General features: G+C 67.0%; 20 protein-coding genes, 1 rRNA gene and 1 pseudogene. 17 read left to right on the top strand and 5 right to left on the bottom strand.

Annotated features, from left to right (window positions below; all coding sequences use genetic code 11):
* Positions 1-78: ribosomal RNA gene (gene rrf, locus AC5P68_RS04625) — 5S ribosomal RNA — on the top strand; the annotation flags it as partial.
* A gap of 315 nt (positions 79-393) precedes the next feature.
* On the opposite strand, the gene AC5P68_RS04620 is transcribed toward rrf, so the two are convergent.
* Positions 394-2,109 carry a M28 family metallopeptidase gene (locus AC5P68_RS04620; RefSeq protein WP_288416321.1) on the bottom strand — a complete coding sequence of 572 codons (1,716 nt, stop codon included), beginning with the start codon at positions 2,107-2,109 and terminating at the stop codon, positions 394-396.
* A gap of 86 nt (positions 2,110-2,195) precedes the next feature.
* On the bottom strand, positions 2,196-2,858 hold the full coding sequence (locus AC5P68_RS04615) for a DUF4097 family beta strand repeat-containing protein (RefSeq protein ID WP_005407780.1): 663 nt from the start codon (positions 2,856-2,858) through the stop codon (positions 2,196-2,198).
* Positions 2,859-2,952: 94 nt separating this feature from the next.
* On the opposite strand from AC5P68_RS04615, the gene AC5P68_RS04610 reads away from it, so the two are divergent.
* Together AC5P68_RS04610 and AC5P68_RS04605 are read left to right on the top strand one after the other, a co-directional pair.
* Positions 2,953-4,254, top strand: a complete 1,302-nt coding sequence (locus AC5P68_RS04610; protein WP_288416317.1) for a murein hydrolase activator EnvC family protein — start codon at positions 2,953-2,955, stop codon at positions 4,252-4,254.
* A 108-nt stretch (positions 4,255-4,362) separates the two neighbouring features.
* Positions 4,363-5,811, top strand: a complete 1,449-nt coding sequence (locus AC5P68_RS04605) for a S41 family peptidase (protein ID WP_414498062.1) — start codon at positions 4,363-4,365, stop codon at positions 5,809-5,811.
* Positions 5,812-5,894: 83 nt separating this feature from the next.
* Here AC5P68_RS04605 and AC5P68_RS04600 read toward each other — a convergent pair whose 3' ends face one another.
* Positions 5,895-6,587 (bottom strand): rhomboid family intramembrane serine protease, encoded by a 693-nt coding sequence (locus AC5P68_RS04600; RefSeq protein WP_005407784.1) that lies wholly within the window; start codon positions 6,585-6,587, stop codon positions 5,895-5,897.
* A 227-nt stretch (positions 6,588-6,814) separates the two neighbouring features.
* On the opposite strand from AC5P68_RS04600, the gene AC5P68_RS04595 reads away from it, so the two are divergent.
* The 3 genes and pseudogenes from AC5P68_RS04595 to AC5P68_RS04585 form a co-directional block, all read left to right on the top strand.
* Entirely contained in the window at positions 6,815-8,242 is a 1,428-nt protein-coding gene (locus tag AC5P68_RS04595) for an outer membrane protein transport protein (protein WP_164133490.1), read from the top strand.
* 194 nt (positions 8,243-8,436) lie between these two features.
* Positions 8,437-9,036: a nicotinamide riboside transporter PnuC gene (gene pnuC / locus AC5P68_RS04590; protein ID WP_414498063.1), complete on the top strand. Its 600-nt coding sequence runs from the start codon at positions 8,437-8,439 to the stop codon at positions 9,034-9,036.
* Positions 9,023-9,949: pseudogene (locus AC5P68_RS04585) on the top strand (AAA family ATPase); the annotation flags it as partial. The gene pnuC and the pseudogene AC5P68_RS04585, both read left to right, overlap by 14 nt.
* Positions 9,950-10,214: 265 nt before the next feature.
* On the opposite strand, the gene putA reads toward AC5P68_RS04585, so the two are convergent.
* On the bottom strand, positions 10,215-13,433 hold the full coding sequence (putA, locus tag AC5P68_RS04580) for a bifunctional proline dehydrogenase/L-glutamate gamma-semialdehyde dehydrogenase PutA (RefSeq protein ID WP_164133488.1): 3,219 nt from the start codon (positions 13,431-13,433) through the stop codon (positions 10,215-10,217).
* A 274-nt stretch (positions 13,434-13,707) separates the two neighbouring features.
* On the opposite strand from putA, the gene AC5P68_RS04575 reads away from it, so the two are divergent.
* The 6 genes from AC5P68_RS04575 to AC5P68_RS04550 are packed head-to-tail and all read left to right on the top strand — an operon-like array spanning position 13,708 to position 18,534.
* Positions 13,708-14,184 carry a DUF2244 domain-containing protein gene (locus AC5P68_RS04575; protein ID WP_021202927.1) on the top strand — a complete coding sequence of 159 codons (477 nt, stop codon included), beginning with the start codon at positions 13,708-13,710 and terminating at the stop codon, positions 14,182-14,184.
* 11 nt (positions 14,185-14,195) lie between these two features.
* Complete coding sequence (coxB, locus tag AC5P68_RS04570; protein WP_049453411.1) at positions 14,196-15,152, top strand: cytochrome c oxidase subunit II; 957 nt, start codon at positions 14,196-14,198, stop codon at positions 15,150-15,152.
* Positions 15,153-15,211: 59 nt separating this feature from the next.
* Entirely contained in the window at positions 15,212-16,819 is a 1,608-nt protein-coding gene (gene ctaD / locus AC5P68_RS04565; RefSeq protein ID WP_005407790.1) for a cytochrome c oxidase subunit I, read from the top strand.
* A gap of 8 nt (positions 16,820-16,827) precedes the next feature.
* On the top strand, positions 16,828-17,058 hold the full coding sequence (locus AC5P68_RS04560) for a hypothetical protein (protein ID WP_005407791.1): 231 nt from the start codon (positions 16,828-16,830) through the stop codon (positions 17,056-17,058).
* Positions 17,055-17,645, top strand: a complete 591-nt coding sequence (locus AC5P68_RS04555) for a cytochrome c oxidase assembly protein (protein ID WP_005412023.1) — start codon at positions 17,055-17,057, stop codon at positions 17,643-17,645. Before AC5P68_RS04560 ends, AC5P68_RS04555 begins: the two co-directional genes overlap by 4 nt.
* 13 nt (positions 17,646-17,658) lie before the next feature.
* Positions 17,659-18,534, top strand: coding sequence for a cytochrome c oxidase subunit 3 (locus AC5P68_RS04550; protein ID WP_005412024.1), 876 nt, complete (start codon positions 17,659-17,661; stop codon positions 18,532-18,534).
* Between the two features lie 20 nt (positions 18,535-18,554).
* Here the strand turns inward: AC5P68_RS04550 and AC5P68_RS04545 are convergent, their stop codons facing one another.
* On the bottom strand, positions 18,555-18,773 hold the full coding sequence (locus AC5P68_RS04545; RefSeq protein WP_005412025.1) for a twin transmembrane helix small protein: 219 nt from the start codon (positions 18,771-18,773) through the stop codon (positions 18,555-18,557).
* 57 nt (positions 18,774-18,830) lie between these two features.
* Here AC5P68_RS04545 and AC5P68_RS04540 point away from each other — a divergent pair, with 57 nt between their 5' ends.
* From AC5P68_RS04540 to AC5P68_RS04520, 5 genes are all read left to right on the top strand, one after another.
* A complete protein-coding gene (locus tag AC5P68_RS04540; protein ID WP_033833635.1) occupies positions 18,831-19,544 on the top strand; it encodes an SURF1 family protein in 714 nt (237 codons plus the stop codon).
* Positions 19,545-19,652: 108 nt separating this feature from the next.
* Positions 19,653-20,222 (top strand): redox-active disulfide-containing membrane protein, encoded by a 570-nt coding sequence (locus tag AC5P68_RS04535; RefSeq protein ID WP_033833636.1) that lies wholly within the window; start codon positions 19,653-19,655, stop codon positions 20,220-20,222.
* A gap of 10 nt (positions 20,223-20,232) precedes the next feature.
* Positions 20,233-21,396, top strand: a complete 1,164-nt coding sequence (locus AC5P68_RS04530) for a COX15/CtaA family protein (protein WP_005407797.1) — start codon at positions 20,233-20,235, stop codon at positions 21,394-21,396.
* A gap of 4 nt (positions 21,397-21,400) precedes the next feature.
* Complete coding sequence (gene cyoE, locus AC5P68_RS04525) at positions 21,401-22,294, top strand: heme o synthase (RefSeq protein WP_005412028.1); 894 nt, start codon at positions 21,401-21,403, stop codon at positions 22,292-22,294.
* A gap of 146 nt (positions 22,295-22,440) precedes the next feature.
* The gene (locus tag AC5P68_RS04520) at positions 22,441-23,247 is read left to right on the top strand and encodes a hypothetical protein (protein WP_033833637.1); all 807 of its coding nucleotides are present in this window, start codon (positions 22,441-22,443) and stop codon (positions 23,245-23,247) included.
* Positions 23,248-23,287 lie beyond the last annotated feature (40 nt).

Below are 23,287 nucleotides of genomic sequence, written 5' to 3'. Positions count from 1 at the left end.
TCCCGAACTCGGAAGTGAAACGCAGCTGCGCCGATGGTAGTGTGGCTCAAGCCATGCGAGAGTAGGTCATCGCCAGGGTTTACACCCAAAACCCCGCTGCTCACGCAGCGGGGTTTTTCTTTGTGCGCAGTAAATGCGGGTCGTGCCGGCCGCTGGCCGGCAACCCGATGGCGTTGCATTGCCCGCTAGATCCACGCCATGCGTGGGTGCTCCGCGAGGAAGCATGGCGCCAACCAAGGTTGGCCGCTACCAATCGATTGCCGGCCAGCGGCCGGCACTACCGGCAGATCCACACCAACCGTGGATGAGCCGCCGACGGTACGCAAAAGAAAAGCGGCGCCCCGTGGGGCGCCGCTCTGCTCTCAACGATGTTCAGTCGATCATGGCCCGGCTTTACTTTGCCGAAGCCTTGTCCTTCATCATCGCGTCGCGGGCCGCCTTGAACGGGTTGCCTTCGTACCAGTTCGGCCAGCGATCACCACCGGCCAGTTCCTTGCCGACGCCGTACATCAGCTGCAGGTCCTCGACAGTCCCGTCCAGCTTCCAGGTGGACGCGTCGAACTCGTCCTTCGGACCGTGGTAGCGGTTGGCGCCGTACTCCGCTGCGGCCTTGCGGCCGGCGTCCACGCCACCCTCTCGCAGATCCTCGCCACCATCGGCGTACAGGGCCGGCACGCCGGCCTTGGCGAAGTTGAAGTGGTCCGAACGGAAGTAGAAGCCGCTCTGCACCGAGGTCTCACCATGCAGCGTGCGGTCCTGGGCCGCAGCCAGCGGCTTGAGGATGTCCTCCAGTTCCGAGCTGCCGAAGCCGGTGACGGTCACGTCCTTGGCACGGCCGGCCACCGACATCGCGTCGATGTTGATCACGCCGGCGATCTTGTCCAGCGGGAAGGTCGGGTGGGAGACGTAGTACTTCGAACCCAGCAGGCCGGACTCTTCCAGGGTCACCGCCAGGAACACCACCGAGCGCTCCGGCTTCGGATCCTGGTGGGCCATGGCTTCGGCCACCTCAAGGATGCCGGCCACGCCGGTCGCGTTGTCGACCGCACCGTTGTAGATGTTGTCGCCGGTTTCACCCTCGTGCTTGCCCAGGTGGTCCCAGTGCGCCATGTACAGCACGGCCTCGTCGGCACGCTTGCTGCCTGGCAGCACGCCCACCACGTTGCGCGACTGCTTCTGCGCGATCTGGCTCTTCAGGTCGACCGTGGCGGTGGCCTTCAGCGGCACCGGCTTGAAGCCGCGCTTGCTCGCATCCTTGTAAGCCTGCGCCAGGTCCAGGCCGGCACCGGCAAACAGCGCCTTGGCGGCGTCGGCGCTCAGCCAGCCCTGCACCGGGATGCGGGCTTCCGGGTCATCCTTGGCCGGCAGGTCGTACTGCGGGCCGGCCCAGGAGTTCTTCACCACGTCCCAGCCATAGGAGGCACCGGCGGTGTCGTGCACGATCAGCGCCGCGGCGGCGCCCTTGCGCGCGGCCTCTTCGAACTTGTAGGTCCAGCGGCCGTAGTAGGTCATGCGCTTGCCGTCGAACAGCTTCGCGTCGTCAACATGGAAGCCCGGATCGTTGACGAACATCACGACCGTCTTGCCCTTCCAGTCCTGGCCGGCATAGTCGTTCCACTTCTGCTCCGGCGCATCAACGCCATAGCCGACGAACACCAGGTCGCTGGCATCGACTTTCACCTCAGCCTGGCCGGTACGGGTGCCGACCACCATGTCGGTACCGAACTTCAGCTCGGTGGTTTTGCCACCCTGGGTGATCTTCAGCACGGTCGATGCGTCGGCCGTGGTCTCGGTCATCGGCACGTCCTGGAACCAGCTGTCGCCGTTGCCCGGCTGCAGGCCGATGCGCTGCATCTGGTCGCGGATGTAGTTGACCGTCAGTTCCTCGCCCTTGCTGCCCGGCGCGCGGCCTTCGAATTCATCCGAGGCCAGGGTCTTGACCATCTCGGCGAAGTCGCCGGCGTTGATCTCCGGGGAGAACTGATGAGCCGCCGGCTTCGCGGCAGCGGTGTCGGTGGCTGACGCCGGTGCGGTGGCCGGCGTGTCTTCGCCTTTGCAGGCACTGAGCGCGGCCGCGGCGGCCAGGCACAGAAGGAGTTTGCGGGGCATCGTCGATTCCTGGAAAACAAAGGGCGGCCGCACGTCGTGCACGGCCGGTGTCAGCGAGTATCACCGAACCCGAAGGCGCGGTGCGCTCAGTCCGCCGGAGCGGTTTCGGTGTCGAACGGGATCGGCTCAGCGCCGGTGACCGGACCGATGCGCGCGGTGCGATGCACATAAAGCACCACCTCGCGTTCGAACTGCAGGGGGCCGTTGACCACGGCATTCGGGCCGACGATCACGCGCGGCTTGCGGCTGGCGGTGAGCGAGACGCTGAAGTTCGGCTTGCGCACGTGCACACCGCCGTTGACCTGGGAACCGATGCCGACGGTGATATCGCCGTTGACGGTCTCCACGTCCTTGCCGACGCGGCTTTCGACCAGGCCGATGCCACCGTTCACGGTTTCGACGCCGCCTTCGATCTGGCTGCCGCGATCGGTGAAGATGCTGCCGTTGACGGTGCTGACGCTGCCGTGTGCAATCACCTCGCGGCCCAGGCGTACGCCGCCGTTGACCGTTTCAATCTTGCCGGTACGTGCACGGTCGGCCACCTTGACCCCGCCGTTGACGGTGTCGATGCTGCCGGTCTCGACGCCTTCACCAACCCGGATACCGCCGTTGACGGTATCCAGCTTGCCGTAGCGCTGGCCAGGCTCGGCGCTGATGCTGCCGTTGACCTTGCTGATGTTGTCCTGGGCACCGGCGGGGCCGGCAACGAGCAGGACGCCCAACAACAGCGGAATGGAAAGAGTTTTCATGGGACCTCGATGGATGTGCGGCTGGCAGGCCGCGTGCGGAGATGTCACCATTCCCCGGTACCCCCTGCAACTGCCTGAAGTCACTGGAAAGCCCTTGCGCGACAACGCCTTCCCATCACGCCGACATCACATCGCCGCCATCCGCGGCGGGCGCTGCCTGCTGTTGGGGCTGGCCATCGCCTTGGCGCTGCCGTTGCCGGGCGCCGCTCAGACCACCCGCGAGACCGAGCGCAAGCTGCAGAAACTGCGAACCGAATTGAAGGGCGTGGCGCAGGAGCGACGGCAGATCGAGGGCCAGCGCGGGCAGGCATCGCAACAACTGCGCGAGGCCGACGAGAAGGTAGCCCGCACCGGCCGTGCCCTTGCGCAGACGGAAGCCGCGCTGCGCGAGCAGGGCCGCGCCCTTGCCGAAGCCGAGCAGCGCCGCAGCACGCTGCAGGGCAACCTGGCCCAGCAGCACCGCGAACTGGCCGGGCTGTTGCGCGCGGCATATCAGCTGGGCAACCACGCACCGCTGAAGCTGCTGCTGTCGCAGGACACGGTGGCCGATGCCAATCGTGCCCTGGCCTACCACCGCTACCTGCAACGCGAGCGGGCACAGCGCATCACCACGCTGACAGCCGACCTGAAAGAGCTGGAAGTGCTGCAGGCGCAGATCGCCGAGCGCAAGCAGAAGCTGCAGGGTGCGCAGCAGGACCAGAAGCAGCAGGCTGCGGCGCTGGAAGCCGACCGTCGCGATCGCGCCAGGACCGTCGCCTCGCTGGATGAGCGCTTCAAGGACCAGCGCGAGAAGGAACAGGCGCTGGGCCAGGACGCCAAGGCACTGGAAACGCTGCTGGCCAACCTGCGTGCCGCTGCGGCACGGGCCGAAGCCGAGCGCCGCGCCGCGGCACGGCGGGCGGCCGCTGAAAAGGCCGCCGCCGAGCGTGCCGCACGCCAGGCCGCCGCGCAGGGCCGCCCGCCACCGCCGCCCACCAAGGTCCCGCCTGCCGTGGCTTCTGCGCCGGCGCCGAAGGTGGGTGGCCTGGGCTGGCCGTTGTCGGGCAACCTGTTGGCCCGCTACGGCGGAAAGCTGCCCGACGGCCGCACCAGCAGCGGTGTGCTGATCGGCGCGCCCGCCGGCAGCACCGTCACCGCCGTGGCCGACGGCACCGTGGTGTTCTCCGACTGGATGACCGGCTACGGCATGATCCTGATCGTCGATCACGGCAACGGCTACATGAGCCTGTACGCGCACAACGACACCCTGCTGAAGGATGCGGGTGCCCGGGTCAGCCGCGGCGATGCGGTGGCGAAGGTCGGCAATTCCGGTGGCCAGGGCGTGACCGCGCTGTACTTCGAATTGCGCCGGGGCGGGCAGCCGGTCAACCCGGACAGCTGGCTGCAGCGGCGCTGAATCCGGCGCTGTCGCGTGGCGGACGGATTCAACGGGAATTTAGCTGTGCTTCGCGCATAATCGACGCATGTGCCTTGGGCACGATGCCAACGTCGACAGGAGTGATCCATGCGCGCAGCCCGTACCGCCACCCTCTTGCTGGCCCTGTTGCCGGCGCTGTCCTGGGCGCAGCAGACCGCGCCCGCCCCGAGCAAGGAAACCAGCGGGCAGGCAGCGAACAGCGAGGAGGCGGTGACCTCGAAGGTGCCGCTGGAGGACATCCGCCGCTTCGTGGCGGTGTACAACGCGGTGCGCGCGGCCTATGTCGACCCGGTCGATGACAAGAAGCTGATGCAGTCGGCGGTGCGCGGCCTGCTTCTCGACCTCGACCCGCACAGCACGTACTTCAACAAGGAAGACGCGCAGGCCTTCGACGAGCAGGCCAACGGCGCCTACGAGGGCATCGGCGTGGAGTTGCAGCAGCAGCCCGACAACGCCAGCATGAAGGTCATCTCGCCGATCGACGACACGCCGGCGGCCAAGGCCGGCATCCTCGCCGGTGACCTGATCATCGCCATCGACGGCAAGCCGATCAGCGCCATTGATGCGAGCGAACCGTTGCGTGGCCCGGCCGGCAGCAAGGTGGTGCTGACCATCGTGCGCGCGGGCAAGCCGAAGCCGTTCGACGTCAGCCTCACCCGCCAGACCATCCGCGTGACCAGCGTGCGCAGCCGCCTGCTGGAGCCGGGCTACGGCTACATCCGCCTGAGCACCTTCCAGGCCGACACCGGGTCGGACTTCCAGAAGCACCTGCAGCAGCTGCAGAAGCAGTCCGGTGGCCAGCTCAAGGGCCTGGTGCTGGATCTGCGCAGCAACCCGGGTGGGCTGCTGACTGCCGCGGTGCAGGTGGCCGACGACCTGCTCGACAAGGGCAACATCGTCAGCACCCGCGGCCGCATCAGCATCAGTGATGCACGGTTCGATGCGACGCCGGGCGACCTGCTGAAGGGCGCACCGGTGGTGGTGCTGGTCGATGCGGGCTCGGCCAGCGCCTCGGAAGTGCTGGCTGGGGCGCTGCGCGACAACAAGCGCGCGCGCGTGGTCGGCAGCCGCACCTTCGGCAAAGGCTCGGTGCAGACCGTGCTGCCGCTGGACAACGGCGATTCGGTGAAGCTGACCACCGCGCGTTATTACACGCCGAGTGGCAAGTCGATCCAGGCCACTGGCATCGTGCCGGAGGTCGAACTGAAGCCTGCGGCGCGCCCGGAAGACGAGGCGCTGCCGGCCAGCCTGAGCGATTACAGCGAAGCGACCCTGCCGGGCCATTTGCGTGGCGACGACGAAGGCACCGAGGGCTACCACGCCGGTGCGGTGCTGCCGGGCGATGGGCCGATCAATGAGGCGCTGGCCGAGCTGAAGAACCCGGGTTCGGTGGCTGCACGCTTGAAGGCCGAAGCGGCGAAGGCGGATGCGGCCAAGGCAGCGAAGGCCGCTGCGGCGAAGCCGGAAGCGAAGGTCGAACCTAAGCCGGAAGCACAGCCGGAAGCAAAGCCCGCACCGGCCCCAGCAAAGCCGTGAGGTAGCGCCGGGCCATACCCGGCGTCGGCTCAAGGGCGGAAGAAGAAACCAAATGCCGGCCAGCGGCCGGCACTACCTGGGCCTCAGAAGCCGTGGCGCTTGCGCAGCCGGCGGGCGATCGCCGCGCGCACGTAGACCCCGTACACCAGGCCGAACACGAAGCCGCCGATGTGGGCCCACCAGGCCACCATGCCGAAGCTCGGGCCGATATGGGCGAACACCACCTGCAGCGCTGCCCACACCCCGATCAGCAGGTAGGCCGGGGCACGCACGAATTCCAGGAACAGGCCAAGCGGGATCACCACGCCCAGCCGCGCCCCCGGGAACAGGGCCAGGTAGGCACCGATCAGTGCCGAGACCGCGCCACTGGCACCGATGATGATCTGGTCCGGGCTGCCCATGGTGTAGATGGCCACCAGGTTGGACACCGCGCCGCCGACCAGGAACAGCAGCAGCAGGCGCCACGGGCCCAGCACCCGCTCGGCGGGCAGGCCGAAGATCAGCAGGAACACCAGGTTGCCCAGCAGATGCGACCAGTCCGCGTGCAGGAACAGGGCGGTGAACAGGCGCAGCACGCTGCCGTCCTGCAGCGTCGCCCACCAGTCGAGCGGGTGGGTCAGGCCGGTGGACAGGGCGCCCCAGTCCAGCCAGAGACTGCCGCGGGCATCGTCCGGACGCGAGATCGACCACAGGAACGCCAGCCACAGTGCCGCAAACAGCACGGGCGTGGCCCAGCGCAGGGCCGCCTTCTTGCGGGACGGGAGGGAGACGAACATGCCACTAGCCTAGCGTGCGGGCGCTTGCGACGGGGATTGTCCTGTTCAGCTTTTGAGACGGAAAAACCGCCTGCGTCGTTATTGTTTCATTAACGGCTCTGGGTAATACTCGCATACGGCGTCGTATGTCGGGAGGGGAATCCGGCGCGCTTCGACGGGCCTCTGGGCCTGCCGGGCGCAGGCGCACTCAGAGCACCATCACCGCTTACCGGAGAGAGAGAACTACGATGCAAACCGCTTCCACCATTGCCCGACTGACCCTGCTGGCCGTCGGCGTTGCCGGTGCGCTGGCCGCCGCCGATGCCAATGCTGCCGCCTTCCAGCTGAAGGAAAACAGCGCCAAGGGCCTGGGCCGCGCGTTCGCCGGCTCCACCTCGACCGAAGGTGACGCCTCGGTCATCGCCACCAACCCGGCCTCCATGCGCCTGCTCGACGGCACCCTGATCCAGGGCGACGTCAGCGCCATCAGCTTCGGCGCCAAGTTCCGTGGCCAGGGCAAGTACGCCAACGGCGCTCCGATTTCCGGTGGCAACGGCGGCGATGCCGGCATGATCGCCCCGGTTCCGGCCGCCTACTTCCACCTGCCGTTCGGCGAGAAGGAGAACATGCACTTCGGCGCATCGCTGACCGTGCCGTTCGGCTTCAAGACCGAATACGACCGTGACTGGGTCGGCCGCTACAACGGCGTCAAGACCGAGCTGCAGGCGATCGACCTGGGCGTGGCGTTCTCCTACGACGTCAACCCGTACCTGTCGTTCGGTGCCTCGGTGTTCGCCGAGCGCCTGAACGTCGACCTGACCAGCGCCGTTGACGGTGGCAGCGCGATCAATGCCAGCGCCCAGCAGCGTGCTGCTGCCGCTGCGCTGGCCGCTGGCCGCACCCCGGCCCAGGCCGCCGCTGCCGCCCAGGCCGCCGGCCGTCAGGCGGCCCAGCTCGGCTTCTCGCCGGGTACCGCCGATGGCTACCTGCGCATCAAGGGCGATGAAGTGTCCGTGGGCTACACCCTGGGCATGACCGTCACCCCGGTGGAAGGCACCAACATCGCCTTCAGCTACCGCTCGAAAGTCGAGCACAAGATCACCGACGGCAAGGCCGAATTCACCATGACGCCGGCCGCCAGGCAGTTCCTGCTGACTGCGGCCCCGGGTACCTTCATCGACAGCAACGGTCGTGCGACCATCACCCTGCCGGCCAGCGCCACCGTGGGCTTCACCCACCGCGTGAACGACCAGTGGCAGATCATGGCCGAAGTCACGCGCACCGCGTGGAGCAAGTTCGACCAGGTCACCGTCGACTATGACTCCAACCAGCCGGACAGCGTGCTGCCGTTCCACTACCGCGACACCACCTTCGCGTCGATCGGTACCGATTTCCGCGTGAACGACAAGCTGACCCTGCGTGGCGGCCTGGCCTATGACCAGACCCCGACCACCGACGCCCACCGTGACGTGCGCGTGCCGGACACCACCCGCAAGTGGCTGTCGCTGGGCCTGACCTACGCCGCTTCGGACAAGATGGAATACAGCGTGGGCTACACCCACCTGTTCACCAAGGATCCGAACGTCAACTCGACCTCGGTCACCGGCAACACCGTGACCGGCAAGTACAAGGTCAGCGGCGACGTGCTGGCGGCTTCGATGCAGTACAAGTTCTGATTCGGGCCCTGGCCTGAAGCAGCACGAGGGAGCCCCGCGCAAGCGGGGCTTTCTTTTTGTGGGGGCGGCCATCCATGCATGGCATGGATCTACTGCGGCGTGGCGGGGTCGGATCCCTTTCCGAAGGAAAGGGCTCTGACCCCAGTGCGTAGGAGCGAGCCACGCATGGCGCGCGGATCAACGACAATAGCGCCATGAACCTGTCCGACCCGAACTTCCAGCTGGAGTTGGCTGCCAACATCGCCGTCGCCGGCTCAATCCTGCTGGCCGGCCGCAACAACGTGCACACCTGGTGGCTGGGCATCGTCGGCTGTGCATTGTTTGCTGCCGTGTTCGAACGATCGCACCTGTATGCGGACATGGTGCTGCAGTTCTTCTTCATCGCCATCAGCGTGCTGGGCTGGTGGCAGTGGCTGCGTGGTGACCATGGCGCGCCGCTGCCGATCACTGCGCTGCGCCCACGTGCCTGGGCCTGGCTGGCGCCGCTGGCGGTAGTGGCCACCTTCGGCTACGGCTGGATGCTGGCCCGACTGACCAACGCCTATGCGCCCTACATCGATTCGGCGGTGCTGGTATTGAGCGTGATCGCGCAGATCCTGATGATGCGACGCAAGCTGGAATCGTGGTGGGTGTGGCTGCTGGTGAACACCGTGGCGGTGCCGCTGTACTACAGCCGTGGCCTGCACCTGACCTCGATCCTCTACATCGGTTTCTGGATAAACGCGCTGGTCGCCCTGCGCCATTGGCGCCATCTGATGCGGACGGAGGCCAAGGCAGCCGATGCCGCCGCCTGAGCGCGTTGCGCGGGGGTTGGTGGTGGGCAAGTTCTGCCCGCTGCACCTCGGCCACGAACGCCTGATCGACTTCGCCGCCACGCGCTGCCGGCAGCTGCTGGTGATCGGCTGGTCGCAGCCGGGTTTCCCAGGCTACAGCGCCGAGCGTCGCGAGCGCTGGCTGCGAGCGCGCTTCCCGCAGGCGACGGTGGCGGTGCTTGATGACGCTCGCCTGGCGGCATTGTGCACGCAGCACGGTTTGCCCGTGCGCACGCTGCCGCAGGACAGCGACAACGAGCACGTGCAGCGCGAGTTCACCGCCTGGCTGTGCCTGAGCCTGTTCGGCGGGCCGGTGCAGGCGGTCTACACCGGCGAGGACTACGGCGACGGCTTCGCGCAGGCGCTGGCCACGCACTTCGGCGCGCCGGTACGCCATGAGCGGCTCGAACGCGCACTGGACGTCGGGCAGGCGTGTGGCACCCAGCTGCGCGCCGATCCGCATGCGCACCGTCATGGCCTCGCACCGCAGGTCTATGCCGGCTATGTGCAGCGCGTGGCGTTCATTGGTGGCGAGTCCAGCGGAAAGACCACGCTGGCGCGCGTGATGGCCGAGCGACTGCAGACCGCCTGGGTGCCGGAGTATGGCCGCACGCTATGGGAGCAGCAGGGCGGAGAGCTGACGCCAGATGATCTGCTTCGCATCGCAATGGCACAGCCGCAGCACGAAGACGAGACCGCACGGCATGCGCATCGCTGGTTGTTCTGCGATACCACGCCGCTGGTGACGCTGGGCTACAGCGGCTGGATGTCTGGTACGGCGCCGGAGGCACTGCGGCAGGCTGCATTGCGACCGTATGACCTGCTGTTCCTGTGTGCGCCGGATATCCCGTTCGACCAGGACGGCACGCGGATGGGCGAAGCCTTCCGGGCGCAGCAGCATGCGTGGTACGTGCGCGAGCTGGAGGCGCGGGGAGTCGACTACGTGCTGCTGGAGGGGGGGGCTGGAAGCGCGCATCGCGCGCGTGCACGGCGAGCTGGCGAAGCGGGCGGACAATCGGTTCAGTGTGGCCCAGCCTCTGTAGAGCGAGCCCACGCTCGGCTGTGCGAGGAAAGCCGAGCGTGGGCCCGGCTCTACAGGAAGCAAGGCATAAAAAACCCCGCTTTCGCGGGGTTTTTCGTTCACTGCATCAACCGGGCGATCAGTCGCCCAGGGTCAGCAGCGAGGCGTTGCCGCCGGCGGCGGTGGTGTTCACCGTCACCGTCTTTTCGGTGGCGAAGCGCAACAGGTAGTGCGGGCCGCCGGCCTTCGGGCCGGTGCCGGACAGGCCCTGGCCGCCGAACGGCTGCACGCCGACCACCGCACCGATCTGGTTGCGGTTGACGTAGACGTTGCCGACATGGACGCCGTTGCTGATGCGGTCGACGGTCTCGTCGATGCGCGAATGCACGCCCAGGGTCAGGCCGTAGCCGGTGGCGTTGATCTGGTCGATCACCGCGTCGAGCTGGTCGCCCTTCCAGCGGATCACGTGCAGCACCGGGCCGAACACTTCCTTCTGCAGCTGGCCCAGGTCCTTCAGTTCGTACGCGCGCGGTGCGAAGAAGGTGCCGTTGGCGGCCTCGGCCGACAGCTCGGCGGCGGCGATCAGGCGCGCTTCGCGATCCATGCGCTCAGCGTGGTCCTGCAGGATCTTCAGCGCATCTGCGTCGATCACCGGGCCGACGTCGGTGGACAGCAGGCCGGGGTTGCCGACCTTCAGTTCCTTCATCGCACCGGCCAGCATGGTCATCACCTTGTCGGCGATGTCGTCCTGCACGAACAGCACGCGCGCGGCCGAGCAGCGCTGGCCGGCGGAGGTGAAGGCCGAACCGATCGCGTCCTTGACCAGCTGTTCCGGCAGCGCCGACGAATCGGCGATGAAGGCGTTCTGGCCGCCGGTCTCGGCAATCAGCACACCGATGGCGGCGTCACGCGCCGCCATCGCGCGGTTGATCGCACGGGCGGTGTCGGTGGAGCCGGTGAAGGCCACGCCGGCCACGCGCGGGTCGGCGGTCAGCGCGGCACCGACGGTAGCACCGTCGCCCGGCAGGAACTGCACCGCCTCGGCCGGCACGCCGGCGTCGTGCAGCAGCTTCACCGCGTAGTAGCCGATCAGGTTGGTCTGCTCGGCCGGCTTGGCGATCACGCTGTTGCCGGCGGCCAGGGCGGCAGCGACCTGGCCCAGGAAGATCGCCAGCGGGAAGTTCCACGGGCTGATGCAGACGAACACGCCGCGGCCGTGCAGCTGCAGCTCGTTGGACTCACCGGTCGGGCTCGGCAGCTTCTCGGCGTGGCTGAACTGCTCGCGCGCCTGCTTGGCGTAGTAGCGCAGGAAGTCCACCGCTTCGCGCACTTCGGCGATGCTGTCGGGCAGGCTCTTGCCGGCTTCCTTCACGCACAGCGCCATGAATTCCGGCATGCGTGCTTCCAGCTGGTCGGCGGCGTGCTCGAGGATGGCGGCGCGGCTGGCGGCCGGGGTGCGGTTCCAGGCCGGCTGCGCGGCTACGGCGTTGGCCAGGGCCTTCTGCACGGTGGCGGCGTCTGCGGCCAGCCACTGGCCAACCACTTCACGGGTGTCGGCCGGGTTGGTCACCGGCAGCGCGGCGCCGGTCGGGTTGGCACCCGGCACCAGCGGGGCGGCCTGCCAGGGCTTCACAGCCGCGTTGATCTGCTCGGCCAGGGCGCGCAGTTCGTTGTCGTTGGCGAGGTTGGCGCCCATGGAGTTCTTCCTGTCGTGGTTCTGGCTGCGCAGCAGGTCAACCGGCAGCGGGATCTTGGGATGCGGAATCGAAGCGAACGAGGCGACCATCTCGACCGGATCGCGGATCAGGTCGGCGATCGGTACGCGTTCGTCGGTGATGCGGTTGACGAAGCTGGAGTTGGCGCCGTTTTCCAGCAGGCGGCGCACCAGGTACGGCAGCAGGTCTTCATGCGAACCGACCGGTGCATACACGCGGCAGGGCAGGCCCAGGCGGTCAGCCGGCACCACTTCGGCGTACAGGTCGTCGCCCATGCCGTGCAGCTTCTGGTGCTCGTACACGCCGCCGTTGGCGATGCTGCGCACGGCCGCGATGGTGTGCGCGTTGTGCGTGGCGAACATCGGGTAGATCGCGTCGGCATGGGTGAACAGCCGCTTGGCGCAGGCCAGGTAGGACACGTCGGTGTTCTGCTTGCGGGTGAACACCGGGTAGCCCGGGTAGCCTTCGATCTGCGCGCGCTTGATCTCGGCGTCCCAGTACGCGCCCTTGACCAGGCGCACCTGCAGGCGGCGACCGGCGCGGCGCGCCATGTCGGCCAGGTGGTCGATCGTGTACGGGGTGCGCTTCTGGTAGGCCTGCACGACCACGCCGAAGCCATCCCAGCCGGACAGCGACGCGTCAGAGAACACCTGCTCGATGATGTCCAGCGACAGTTCCAGGCGGTCGGACTCTTCGGCGTCGACAGTGCAGCCGATGCCGTAGCTCTTGGCCAACTGTGCCAGTTCCAGCACGCCCGGTACCAGGTCCTTCAGCACGCGCTCGCGCTTGGCGTGCTCGTAGCGCGGGTACAGCGCCGACAGCTTGATCGAGATGCCCGGGGCATTGTTGACGTCGCCATCCGGACGGCCGCCGCGTGCCTTGTGATCGCCGCCGATGGCGTGGATCGCACGACGGTAGTCTTCCAGGTAGCGCAGCGCGTCCTTCATGGTCAGCGCACCTTCGCCGAGCATGTCGAAGGAGTAGCGGTAGCTGGCGTTGTCGCCCTTGTGCGAGCGCGCCAGCGCTTCGCTGATGGTGCGGCCCATGACGAACTGGTGGCCCATGATCTTCATCGCCTGGCGCACGGCCAGGCGCACCACCGGCTCACCGACGCGGCCGACCAGGCGCTTGAACGCGCTGGGCGCATCGGCGCGGGTGGCGTCGTTCATCTGCACCAGCTTGCCGGTCAGCATCAGGCCCCAGGTGGAGGCATTGACCAGCACCGAGTCGCTGCCGCCCAGGTGCTTTTCCCAGTCGGCATCGGCCAGCTTGTCGCGGATCAGCTTGTCGGCGGTGTCCTGGTCCGGAATACGCAGCAGTGCCTCGGCCACGCACATCAGCAGCACGCCTTCCTCGCTGCCCAGGTCGTATTGGCGCATGAAGGCTTCGATCGCGCCCTGGTCCTTGGCGCGCACGCGCACGCGGCCGACCAGGTCGGCCGCCAGTGCCTGCACTCGGGCCTGCTCGTCGGCGGGCAGGCGGGCCTGCGCCAGCAGCTCGCGCACGTGGGTGGCCTCGTCCTTCAACCAGGCGTCGGTGATGGCCTGGCGGAACGGGTTGGGGGGCGCCGGCAGTTCCGGCGACAGCAACGCGCCGGGACGCGGGGCGTCGTGGGCTGCAGGGGAGGAGGAAGGTGCGTTCATGCCGGTCCGGCCAGTGGAAAACTTGGCGATTTTAATCATTTTTGCGGGTTGCGGAAGTGCCCAGCAGCCACCTTCGTGAAGCGCTGATAGCCAATAGCTGCGGTGGATTCAGCGTGTTCAGCAAGTGCGTGGGAGTTTATGCCGAATTCGTCATTCGTACCGCCGACCTCATGCTGTGTTGCAGCATCGGAAAATGTGTGAATGCACCCTTGCTACCGGCGAGAGGGCGGGGCTACCATCGAGGCGTTTCCCGCGGCAGGAACGCGGTTGCGACATGATCGAGGTGCTTCCAGCTCCGGATGGGTCAGGTACGCAGCTGCGGCTGCGTCCCCCACGGGCGCTCGATGCCCGGCAGTTCGTCCTGTTGTTCACCGTGTTGTCGGGTGCGATGTGGCTGGTGTCCGCCCTCGGGTGGTGGGCCGGCAATGCATTCGCCCCCCTGTTCGCGCTGCTGTACAGCCTGGTGCTGGCGGCCGCGCTGCGTGCCTTGTGGCGCAGCGGTGAACGGCAGGAGGAGATCCGGGTAGTGCCGGCGTACGTGGAGGTCATCCCCGTACCCGGTGGATCGCCGGTGTTCCGGGCCCATCCCCACTGGGTGCGCCTGCTCACCGACGATGAGAGGGTCCGGCTGGCATCCAGCGGCCGGCAGGTGGAGGTGGGGAGTTTCCTCGCGCCGGCCGAACGTCAGACGCTCGCAGAGACACTTGAAAGCTTGCTCGCCGCCAGCGATGGCGGCAACCGACGACGCTAAGGGTCTAGGCAATGAAGCAAAGCAGCAGGTGGGGCACGAAGTGCGTGAACGCGGTCGCCGCGATGCTGGCGACCGGGGGACTGATGCCGGCGTTGGCCTGGGCCCAGGCGGCCGATCCGAAGCCGTGGCAGCTGAACATGGGCAAGGGGGTGACCCAGACCTCGCGCCTGGCCTGGGAATCGAACAACCTGTCGTTGATCATCTGCACGGTGATCGGCGTCATCGTGTTCGGGGCGATGGCCTACGCCATCTTCAAGTTCCGCAAATCCAAGGGCGCGGTCGCGGCCACCTTCAGCCACAACACCAAGGCCGAGATCATCTGGACAGTGATCCCGGTGATCATCCTGATCGTGATGGCATGGCCGGCCACGGCCAACCTGATCAAGATGTACGACACCCGCGATGCCGAGATGACGGTGAAGGTCACCGGCTACCAGTGGATGTGGAAGTACGAATACCTCGGCGAGAACGTCACCTTCACCAGCCGCCTGGACCGCGAGTCCGACCGGGTGCGGCAGAGCGGCATCGTGCCGACCCGCGAAAGCCATCCGCACTACCTGCTGGATGTCGACAACCGCCTGGTGCTGCCGGTCGATACCAAGGTGCGTTTCGTCATCACCTCCGACGACGTGATCCACGCCTGGTGGGTACCGGCGCTGGGCTGGAAGCAGGACGCCATCCCCGGCTTCATCAACGAAGCCTGGACCCGCATCGAGCAGCCGGGTGTCTACCGCGGCCAGTGCGCCGAGCTGTGTGGCAAGGACCACGGCTTCATGCCGATCGTGGTCGAGGCGGTGTCCAAGGAAGAGTTCAAGCAGTGGCTGGCGCAGCGCAAGCCGGCGCCGCCCGCCGAGCCCGCCACGCCTGCGGCACCTGCCGAACCGACTGCACCGACGGGCGAGGCACCGGCTGCGCCTGCTGCTGCAGAAGCGGGCAGCGCGCCTGCCACCGCGGCCAGCGGAGCGTGATGTAAAGCCCGCAGCCGTTCGCGGCCGCGGTGACAACCGATTCTGAGAGGTGTTTTGCAATGGCGCACTCGGCAGTTGGGCACGACGATCACCATCACCACCAGAGCTTCTTCGAACGTTGGTTCTTCTCGACCAACCACAAGGACATCGGCACGCTGTACCTCGGTTTCAGCTTCATCATGTTCATCATCGGCGCGGCGATGAGCGTGGTGATCCGCGCCGAGCTGGCGCAGCCGGGCCTGCAGTTCGTCAAGCCCGAGTTCTTCAACCAGATGACCACCGTGCATGCGCTGGTGATGATCTTCGGCGGGGTGATGCCGGCCTTCGTCGGACTGGCCAACTGGATGATCCCGCTGCAGATCGGCGCGCCGGACATGGCGCTGCCACGCATGAACAACTGGTCGTTCTGGTTGCTGCCGGTCGCTTTCAGCCTGCTGCTGCTGACCCTGTTCCTGCCGGGCGGTGCACCGGCCGGTGGCTGGACGCTGTACCCGCCGCTGTCGCTGCAGGGCGGCTACAACGTCGCCTTCAGCGTGTTCGCCATCCACGTGGCCGGCATCAGTTCGATCATGGGCGCGATCAACATCATCGCCACCGTGCTCAACATGCGTGCGCCGGGCATCGACCTGCTGAAAATGCCGATCTTCTGCTGGGCCTGGCTGATCACCGCCTTCCTGCTGATCGCGGTGATGCCGGTGCTGGCCGGCGCGGTGACCATGCTGCTGACCGACAAGTTCTTCGGCACCAGCTTCTTCAATGCCGCCGGTGGCGGTGACCCGGTGATGTACCAGCACATCTTCTGGTTCTTCGGCCATCCCGAGGTCTACATCATGATCCTGCCTGCCTTCGGCGTGGTCAGCGAGATCATCCCGACCTTCAGCCGCAAGCCGCTGTTCGGCTACCAGGCGATGGTGTACGCCACCGCCGCGATCGCGTTCCTGTCGTTCATCGTCTGGGCCCACCACATGTTCACCGTGGGCATGCCGCTGGGCGGCGAGATCTACTTCATGTTCGCCACCATGCTGATCTCGATCCCGACCGGCGTGAAGGTGTTCAACTGGGTCAGCACCATGTGGCGTGGCTCGCTGACGTTCGAGGCACCGATGCTGTGGTCGGTGGCCTTCGTCATCCTGTTCACCATCGGTGGCTTCTCCGGCCTGATGCTGGCGATCGTCGCCGCCGACTTCCAGTACCACGACACCTACTTCGTGGTCGCCCACTTCCACTACGTGCTGGTGACCGGTGCGGTGTTCGCGCTGATCGCGGCGGTGTATTACTGGTGGCCGAAGTGGACGGGACGGATGTACAGCGAGAAGTGGGCCAAGGTGCACTTCTGGTGGTCGATCGTGTTCGTCAACCTGCTGTTCTTCCCGCAGCACTTCCTCGGCCTGGCCGGCATGCCGCGCCGCATTCCGGACTACAGCGTAGCGTTTGCCGACTGGAACCTGATCAGCTCGATCGGTGCGTTCGGCATGTTCGTCACCCCGTTCATGATGGCCGCGATCCTGCTGTCCTCGCTGCGCAACGGCGAGAAGGCCGAGGCCCGTTCCTGGGAAGGCGCGCGCGGCCTGGAGTGGACGCTGCCGTCGCCGGCACCGGCGCACACCTTCACCACGCCGCCGACCATCCGCCCGGGAGATCTGGCGCATGACGACATCACGCATTGAGGTGGGGCATGCATAACGAGAGCCCGCTGCCGATCGGTAGAGTCGACTGTCAGTCGACTCGCGAAGTGCAGCCGACTAACAGTCGGCTCTACCAAAGCCAAAGCCAAAGCCAGACCGAAGCCCAACGCCACGGCATCGAACAGCAACGCCAGCGCGCCAGGCGCACGGCGATGTGGGTCGGCGCCATCGCCGTGCTGGTCTACGTCGGCTTCATCCTCAGCGGGGTGATCGGCCGATGAGCGAGGCGCCAGCCAGCACACCGTCTCGCAGTGCGGGGCTGCCGCGCCTGATCGGTGTGGCGGTGGCGGTGTTCCTGCTCACGTTCTCGCTGGTGCCGCTGTACCGCATCGCCTGCGAGAAGGTGTTCGGTGTGCGCCTGGAACGCGGCCCCGGTGGCGAAGCCAGTGCAGGCGCCGCCACCGGCAAGCGCACCGTGCGCGTGGAGTTCGATGGCGGCGTCAATTCGCGCCTGCCGTGGTCGTTCCATCCCGAACAGCTGACCATGGACGTGGTGCCCGGCGAACTCAACGAAGCGCTGTACTTCGCCCGCAACGACAGCCAGCAGGCGGTGGTCGGCAGTGCGGTGCCTTCGGTGGCGCCGGCGCGTGCCTCGGGCTTCTTCAGCAAGACCGAGTGCTTCTGTTTCACCGCGCAGACGCTGCAGGCCGGCGAGAAGCGCGACATGCCGGTGCGTTTCATCGTCGATCCGGACCTGCCGCCCGAGATCAAGACGATCACCTTGTCCTACACCTTCTATCGCAACGACGCGCTGTCCGATCGGCTGGCCCCGGCCGCCACCTCGGAAGGCGCGCACGCCGCACCCTGACCCGGATACCGACATGGCCCAGACACCGACCGACGCCAACGTGTACTTCGTCCCGGCCCAGAGCAAATGGCCGTTCGTGGGTTCCATCGCGATGATGGTGACCATGGTGGGCGTGGCCAGCTGGCTCAACGATGCCAGCTGGGGGCGCTGGACCTTCTACATCGGCATCGCGATGCTGGTGCTGACGTTGTTCTGGTGGTTCAGCGACGTGGTGCGCGAGTCGCAGGCGGGCAACTACAACCACCAGGTCGATGGCTCGTTCCGGATGGGGATGATCTGGTTCATCTTCTCCGAAGTGATGTTCTTCGGCGCCTTCTTCGGTGCGCTGTTCTACACCCGCAACCTGGGCCTGTCGTGGCTGAGCGGCGAAGGCCGCGGGGTGATGACCAACGAGCTGCTCTGGCAGGGTTATTCCGCCGGCTGGCCGACCAACGGCCCCGCGGCGATCGGCGGCGCGTTCCAGACCATCCCGGCCTGGGGCCTGCCGCTGATCAATACGCTGATCCTGCTGACCTCCGGCGTGACCCTGACCATCGCCCACCACGCGCTGAAGGCCGGCAACCGCCGCCAGCTGCTGATCTGGCTGGGCCTGACCGTGGTGCTTGGCCTGGGCTTCCTCACCCTGCAGGCGGAGGAGTACATCCACGCCTACAAGGAACTGAACCTGACGCTCGGCTCGGGCATCTACGGTTCAACGTTCTTCATGCTGACCGGCTTCCACGGCGCGCACGTGCTGCTGGGCACGATCATGCTGATCGTGATGTGGCTGCGTTCGGCCAAGGGACACTTCACCCGCGACAATCATTTCGGTTTTGAAGCGGCCGCGTGGTACTGGCACTTCGTCGACGTGGTGTGGCTGATGCTCTTCATGTTCGTCTACGTGCTTTGACCGCGCACGCATCGGTGACCTCAGCCGCCGATGCCGTGCGGTTTGATCCAGCCCATGTAGATGCTCACGATCACCAGCAGGATCAACGCAACCGACACCGCGATGCGGCGCGTCAGTGCGTTGACCGTGCGCTTGGTCTGGCCGCGGTCGACCAGCAGGTAATACAGGCCGGCGCCCAGATTCCAGACGATGACGATCAGAAACGCGATTACCAGCAGGGTCTTCAGCGAATCACTCATGCGCGGCTCGAGGGCAGGGTGGATGCGCCTATCTGACCGCGTTTGCGCGGACTTGTCATGATGCGCCAGCACACGCGCGTGATCGCATGGCTGCTGGCGGTGCTGGCAATGGTTGGTTTCACCGCATTGGGGCTGTGGCAGCTGCAGCGCATGCATGCCAAACAGGCAATGTTGGATGCACAAGGTCCAGCTGTGGCACAGGCGATGCCACTGGCGCAGGCCCTGGCTGCACCTGGCGCATTGCACGGCGTGGCCGACCACGGCCGTTTCCTGCCCGGCGTGGTGCTGCTGGACAACCAGACCCGGCACGGCCGCGCGGGCGTGAAGATCTATCGCCCGTTCCGCAGTGACGAGGGCAGCGTGCTGCTGGTCGATCTGGGCTGGCGCGCGCTGCCGCCCGATCGCAGGCTGCCGGATGTGCCGTCGCCGCCTTCGCCGGTGGCGGTGCGTGGCCTGCTGGCGCCGCCGCCGTCGGCGGGGCTGGCCTTGGGCCCGGCGTTCTCCGCTACCGATGAGGCCGGGCGTTGGCTGGCCAGCCGCTTGCCCGACGAGGGCCTGGCGGCGGCGCTTGGCCTGCCGGCATTGCCCGATCGCGTCCTGCGGCTGGACCCGGCGCTGCCATTTGGCGACGAACGCGACCTGGACCTGCTGCCGAACACGCTGCCGCCGCAGCGCCACCTGGGCTACGCCGTGCAGTGGTTCGGGCTGGCCCTGACCGTGCTGGTGGTCGCGCTGGTACTGGAGTGGCGCAGGCGACGTGCTGCCCGGTAGTGCCGGCCGCTGGCCGGCAACCCCCGCATTCCTGGATGCCGGCCGGCGGCCGGCACTACCGCGGCGTCACACCCGCATCCCTCACCCAACCATGAGAAAATGCCCCGCATGAACACTGCTACGTCCCCGCAGGCGCGCGGCTCCGGCCGCCGGACCCTGGTGCTGCTGTTTGCCGTGTTCTTCGGGGCGATGGCGCTGGCCGCCGTGCTGCGCTTCTCTGGCTGGCAGCCCACCGGGCACCGCAATGCCGGCCAGCTGCTGAAGCCGCCGGTGGACCTGCGCCAGCAGGCGCCGACCCTGGCCAACGGCCAGCCGTACCCGTGGAACCCCGAAGCCCGTACCTGGCGCCTGCTGGTGGCGCCGGCCGGTGCCTGCGACGCGCAGTGCGTCACTTTGTCGCAGGGACTGGGCAAGGTGTGGCAGCTGTTCGGCCATAACGCCGATAATGTCGAGATCCTGTGGCTGGGTACGCCACCGGCGTCGATCGCCTCGCTGCCCGCGCTGCGGCCGCTGGCTCCGTCGCCAGCCCTGCGCGCGGCGTTGCCGGGCGTCGATGATCCGGCGGGACTGCCGGTCTACGTGATCGATCCGAACGGCTTCGTGATCATGCGCCATGCCCCGGGTTCCGACCTCGGTGGCCTGCGCAAGGACATGGCCACGTTGCTGAAACTGAAGTGAGTCCCGTTTGATGAGCCTTTCCGCGCGTCCGGCGCTGCACCGCAATTTCCACCGCCTGGCGTGGTTCGCCATGATCATGACCGCGAGCACGATCATGTTCGGCGCCTTCGTGCGCCTGTCCGATGCCGGCCTGAGCTGCCCGGACTGGCCGACCTGCTATGGCCAGGCCACCTGGCCGCAGCACGTGGAAGAGACCATCGGCCACCCGGCGGCGGAGATCCGCCCGCTGGAGACCCACAAGGCCTGGCGTGAACAGGTGCACCGCTTCCTGGCCGGCGCACTGGGCATCGAGATCCTGACCCTGGCGCTGCTGGCCACGCGCAAGCGGCGATTCGGAAGCACGGCGGTGGTGACCGCCTGCGTGCTGGTGGCCGCCGGCATACCCCTGTACATGATGGGCTGGCATGGCACCGCCAGTACCTTGGCTCTGATCGGCGAGGCGATCCTGCTGATCGCCGCGCTGCGCTGGAGCAACATCGACCTGGCGCGCGCTGCACTGCTGACCCTGGCCGTGGTGATCTTCCAGGCCCTGCTGGGCATGTGGACGGTGACCCTGCTGCTCAAGCCCATCGTGGTGATGGGGCACCTGCTGGGCGGCATGCTGATGTTCGCGCTGCTGGTCTGGATGGCCTGGCGCGCCACGCACATGCCGATCACCCTGGCCGAAGCACCGAAGCTGAAGTGGGTGCTGCGCATCGGCGTGGCGGTGCTGGTCACCCAGATCGCACTGGGCGGCTGGGTCAGTGCCAACTACGCGGCGCTGGCCTGCGGCGGCGGCAGCGCCTCGCTGGACAACTTCCCGCGCTGTGCCAACCAGTGGTGGCCGCAGCACAACTTCGTCGAAGGCTTCACCCTGTGGCGCGGCATCGGTGTGGATTACGAAGGCGGCGTGCTGGACGGCGCCTCGCGTATCGCCATCCAGATGGCGCACCGGCTGTTCGCGGTGGTGGTGGCCGTCTACCTGCTGTGGCTGGGCGTGCGCCTGTTCCGCTTGCCGAGCATGCGTGGCTGGGCCAGCGCGCTGATCGCGCTGCTGGTGCTGCAGGTCACCCTCGGCATCCTCAACGTGAAGCTGGCGCTGCCGCTGGAAGTGGCGGTGGCCCACAACGGCGTGGCCGTTGCCCTGTTGTTCGTGCTGGTCAGCCTGCTGGCCCGCCTGCGCGCACCGGACTGATTCCATGTTTTCCAATTACCGCCAGTACTGGGACCTGACCAAGCCCAAGGTCGTCGCCCTCATCGTCTTCACTGCCCTGGTCGGCATGGTCCTGGCCATTCCGGGCGTGCCGAGCTGGGAGCAGGTGCGCGCCGGCGTGCTCGGTTTCCTCGGCATCTGGCTGGCGGCCTCGGCCGCAGCCGCCATCAACCAGCTGCTGGACGCACACATCGATGCGCAGATGGCGCGCACCTCGTGGCGTCCGCTGGTGGTGGGCAAGGTCAAACCATGGCAGGTGCTGGTGTTTGCCGGCGTGCTGATCGTGCTGTCGATGACCATCCTGGTGCTGTGGGTGAACCTGATCACCGCCGTGCTGACCTTCGCCTCGCTGATCGGCTACGCGGTGATCTACACCGTGTACCTCAAGCGTGCGACCTCGCAGAACATCGTCATCGGTGGCCTGGCCGGCGCGATGCCGCCGATGCTGGGCTGGGCGGCGGTGACCGGCATGCAGGGTTCGTCGGACTGGGCGTACTCGTCGCTGCTGGTGCTGATCATCTTCATCTGGACCCCGCCGCACTTCTGGGCGCTGGCGATCTTCCGCCGCGAGGACTACGCCAAGGCGGAGATCCCGATGCTGCCGGTGACCCATGGCGTGGTGCATACCCGCAAGCAGATCATGGCGTATTCGGTGGTGCTGGCGCTGGTCTGCCTGCTGCCGTACCTGGTGGGCATGAGCGGTGCGTTCTACCTGGGCGGCGCGATCGTGCTCAACGCGGTGTTCCTCTGGTATGCCTGGCGCATGCTCAACCCGCCGGACGAATTGTTCTCGATGAAGATGTTCTATTACTCCATCGTGTACCTGATGGCGCTGTTCGCCTTCCTGCTGGTGGACCACTGGATCCTGCCCTGGTTGTGAGGGGCTGCCCTTTGTAGAGTCGAGCCACGCTCGACTCAGGCCCGGTCTGATGGCGGGAGCATCCACGCACGGCGTGGATCTACTTGAACCGCGGTTGCTGCGTCGCCATTGCTGTTCCTGACCGCAAAGGAAAGGAAGGCGCAGGGATGCATTCGATCTTCCGTTGGACCACCGCGCTGCTGCTGGCGCTGGGTGTAGCCCTCACCGCGCATGCCGATGACACCGCCGCGCAGATCCGCCAGCATGCCGGTGAGCACCGCCTGCTGGTACTGGGCGAATTCCACGGCACCCGCGAGACCCCGTTGCTGGTACGCCAGCTGGTGGACGACTACAGCCGCAACGGCCCGGTCCTGCTGGCGCTGGAACTGCCACGCGCCGAGAACCCTGTGCTGCGCGACTATCTGGAATCCGATGGCGGGGCCAGGGCGCGCCGGCACCTGCACGGCCGCGCGTTCTGGACCGTGCGCGATGACCAGCATGATGGTCGCCGTAGCCGCGACATGCTGGCGATGATCGAAGGCCTCCGTGTGCTGAAGGCGCAGGGGCGCGTGATCGAAGTGGTTGGCTATGACGTCAATGCCAGCAGTGGCGGCAACCAGACGCGCGATGACTTCATGGCAGCCGAATTGCGACGGCTCTATCGAGGGTTGCCAGACAATGCACGCATGCTGGTGCTGACTGGCAATGTCCACGCCATGCTGCGGCGGCCGGAAGGTATGCCGCCGGAAATGCAGAGGCGGCCGATGGCCTCCCAGCTGCGGGACCTGGATATCTACAGCGTGCGGTTGGGTGCGCTGCGTGGCCAGGCGTGGGCGTGCGCGGACCGTTGCATGGCGCGGCCACTTCCAGAGCAGGTGGCCCCGCGGCTGCGGGGCGATACCCATGCGGAACGGGCGTACGACCTATGGGTGTGGATGCCGGAGCTGAGCGTCGGCACGCTCGTGGATCCGTAGTGTCAGGCAACCCATCCACGCATGGCGTGGATCTACTGGT

This window comes from Stenotrophomonas sp. YJH_SMC_58 (genome assembly GCF_059369635.1).
The sequence above is the reverse complement of the archived record's forward strand: the minus strand, read 5'-3'. Positions and strand labels throughout refer to the sequence as shown.

What these genes read in the sequence shown, in the direction of transcription:
- AC5P68_RS04620 (WP_288416321.1), bottom strand. Translation starts at nt 2,109, where the DNA reads ATGCCCCGCAAACTCCTTCTGTGCCTGGCCGCCGCGGCCGCGCTCAGT.
- AC5P68_RS04615 (WP_005407780.1), bottom strand. Translation starts at nt 2,858, where the DNA reads ATGAAAACTCTTTCCATTCCGCTGTTGTTGGGCGTCCTGCTCGTTGCC.
- AC5P68_RS04605 (WP_414498062.1), top strand. Translation starts at nt 4,363, where the DNA reads ATGCGCGCAGCCCGTACCGCCACCCTCTTGCTGGCCCTGTTGCCGGCG.
- AC5P68_RS04600 (WP_005407784.1), bottom strand. Translation starts at nt 6,587, where the DNA reads ATGTTCGTCTCCCTCCCGTCCCGCAAGAAGGCGGCCCTGCGCTGGGCC.
- AC5P68_RS04595 (WP_164133490.1), top strand. Translation starts at nt 6,815, where the DNA reads ATGCAAACCGCTTCCACCATTGCCCGACTGACCCTGCTGGCCGTCGGC.
- pnuC (WP_414498063.1), top strand. Translation starts at nt 8,437, where the DNA reads ATGAACCTGTCCGACCCGAACTTCCAGCTGGAGTTGGCTGCCAACATC.
- putA (WP_164133488.1), bottom strand. Translation starts at nt 13,433, where the DNA reads ATGAACGCACCTTCCTCCTCCCCTGCAGCCCACGACGCCCCGCGTCCC.
- AC5P68_RS04575 (WP_021202927.1), top strand. Translation starts at nt 13,708, where the DNA reads ATGATCGAGGTGCTTCCAGCTCCGGATGGGTCAGGTACGCAGCTGCGG.
- coxB (WP_049453411.1), top strand. Translation starts at nt 14,196, where the DNA reads ATGAAGCAAAGCAGCAGGTGGGGCACGAAGTGCGTGAACGCGGTCGCC.
- ctaD (WP_005407790.1), top strand. Translation starts at nt 15,212, where the DNA reads ATGGCGCACTCGGCAGTTGGGCACGACGATCACCATCACCACCAGAGC.
- AC5P68_RS04560 (WP_005407791.1), top strand. Translation starts at nt 16,828, where the DNA reads ATGCATAACGAGAGCCCGCTGCCGATCGGTAGAGTCGACTGTCAGTCG.
- AC5P68_RS04555 (WP_005412023.1), top strand. Translation starts at nt 17,055, where the DNA reads ATGAGCGAGGCGCCAGCCAGCACACCGTCTCGCAGTGCGGGGCTGCCG.
- AC5P68_RS04550 (WP_005412024.1), top strand. Translation starts at nt 17,659, where the DNA reads ATGGCCCAGACACCGACCGACGCCAACGTGTACTTCGTCCCGGCCCAG.
- AC5P68_RS04545 (WP_005412025.1), bottom strand. Translation starts at nt 18,773, where the DNA reads ATGAGTGATTCGCTGAAGACCCTGCTGGTAATCGCGTTTCTGATCGTC.
- AC5P68_RS04540 (WP_033833635.1), top strand. Translation starts at nt 18,831, where the DNA reads ATGATGCGCCAGCACACGCGCGTGATCGCATGGCTGCTGGCGGTGCTG.
- AC5P68_RS04535 (WP_033833636.1), top strand. Translation starts at nt 19,653, where the DNA reads ATGAACACTGCTACGTCCCCGCAGGCGCGCGGCTCCGGCCGCCGGACC.
- AC5P68_RS04530 (WP_005407797.1), top strand. Translation starts at nt 20,233, where the DNA reads ATGAGCCTTTCCGCGCGTCCGGCGCTGCACCGCAATTTCCACCGCCTG.
- cyoE (WP_005412028.1), top strand. Translation starts at nt 21,401, where the DNA reads ATGTTTTCCAATTACCGCCAGTACTGGGACCTGACCAAGCCCAAGGTC.
- AC5P68_RS04520 (WP_033833637.1), top strand. Translation starts at nt 22,441, where the DNA reads ATGCATTCGATCTTCCGTTGGACCACCGCGCTGCTGCTGGCGCTGGGT.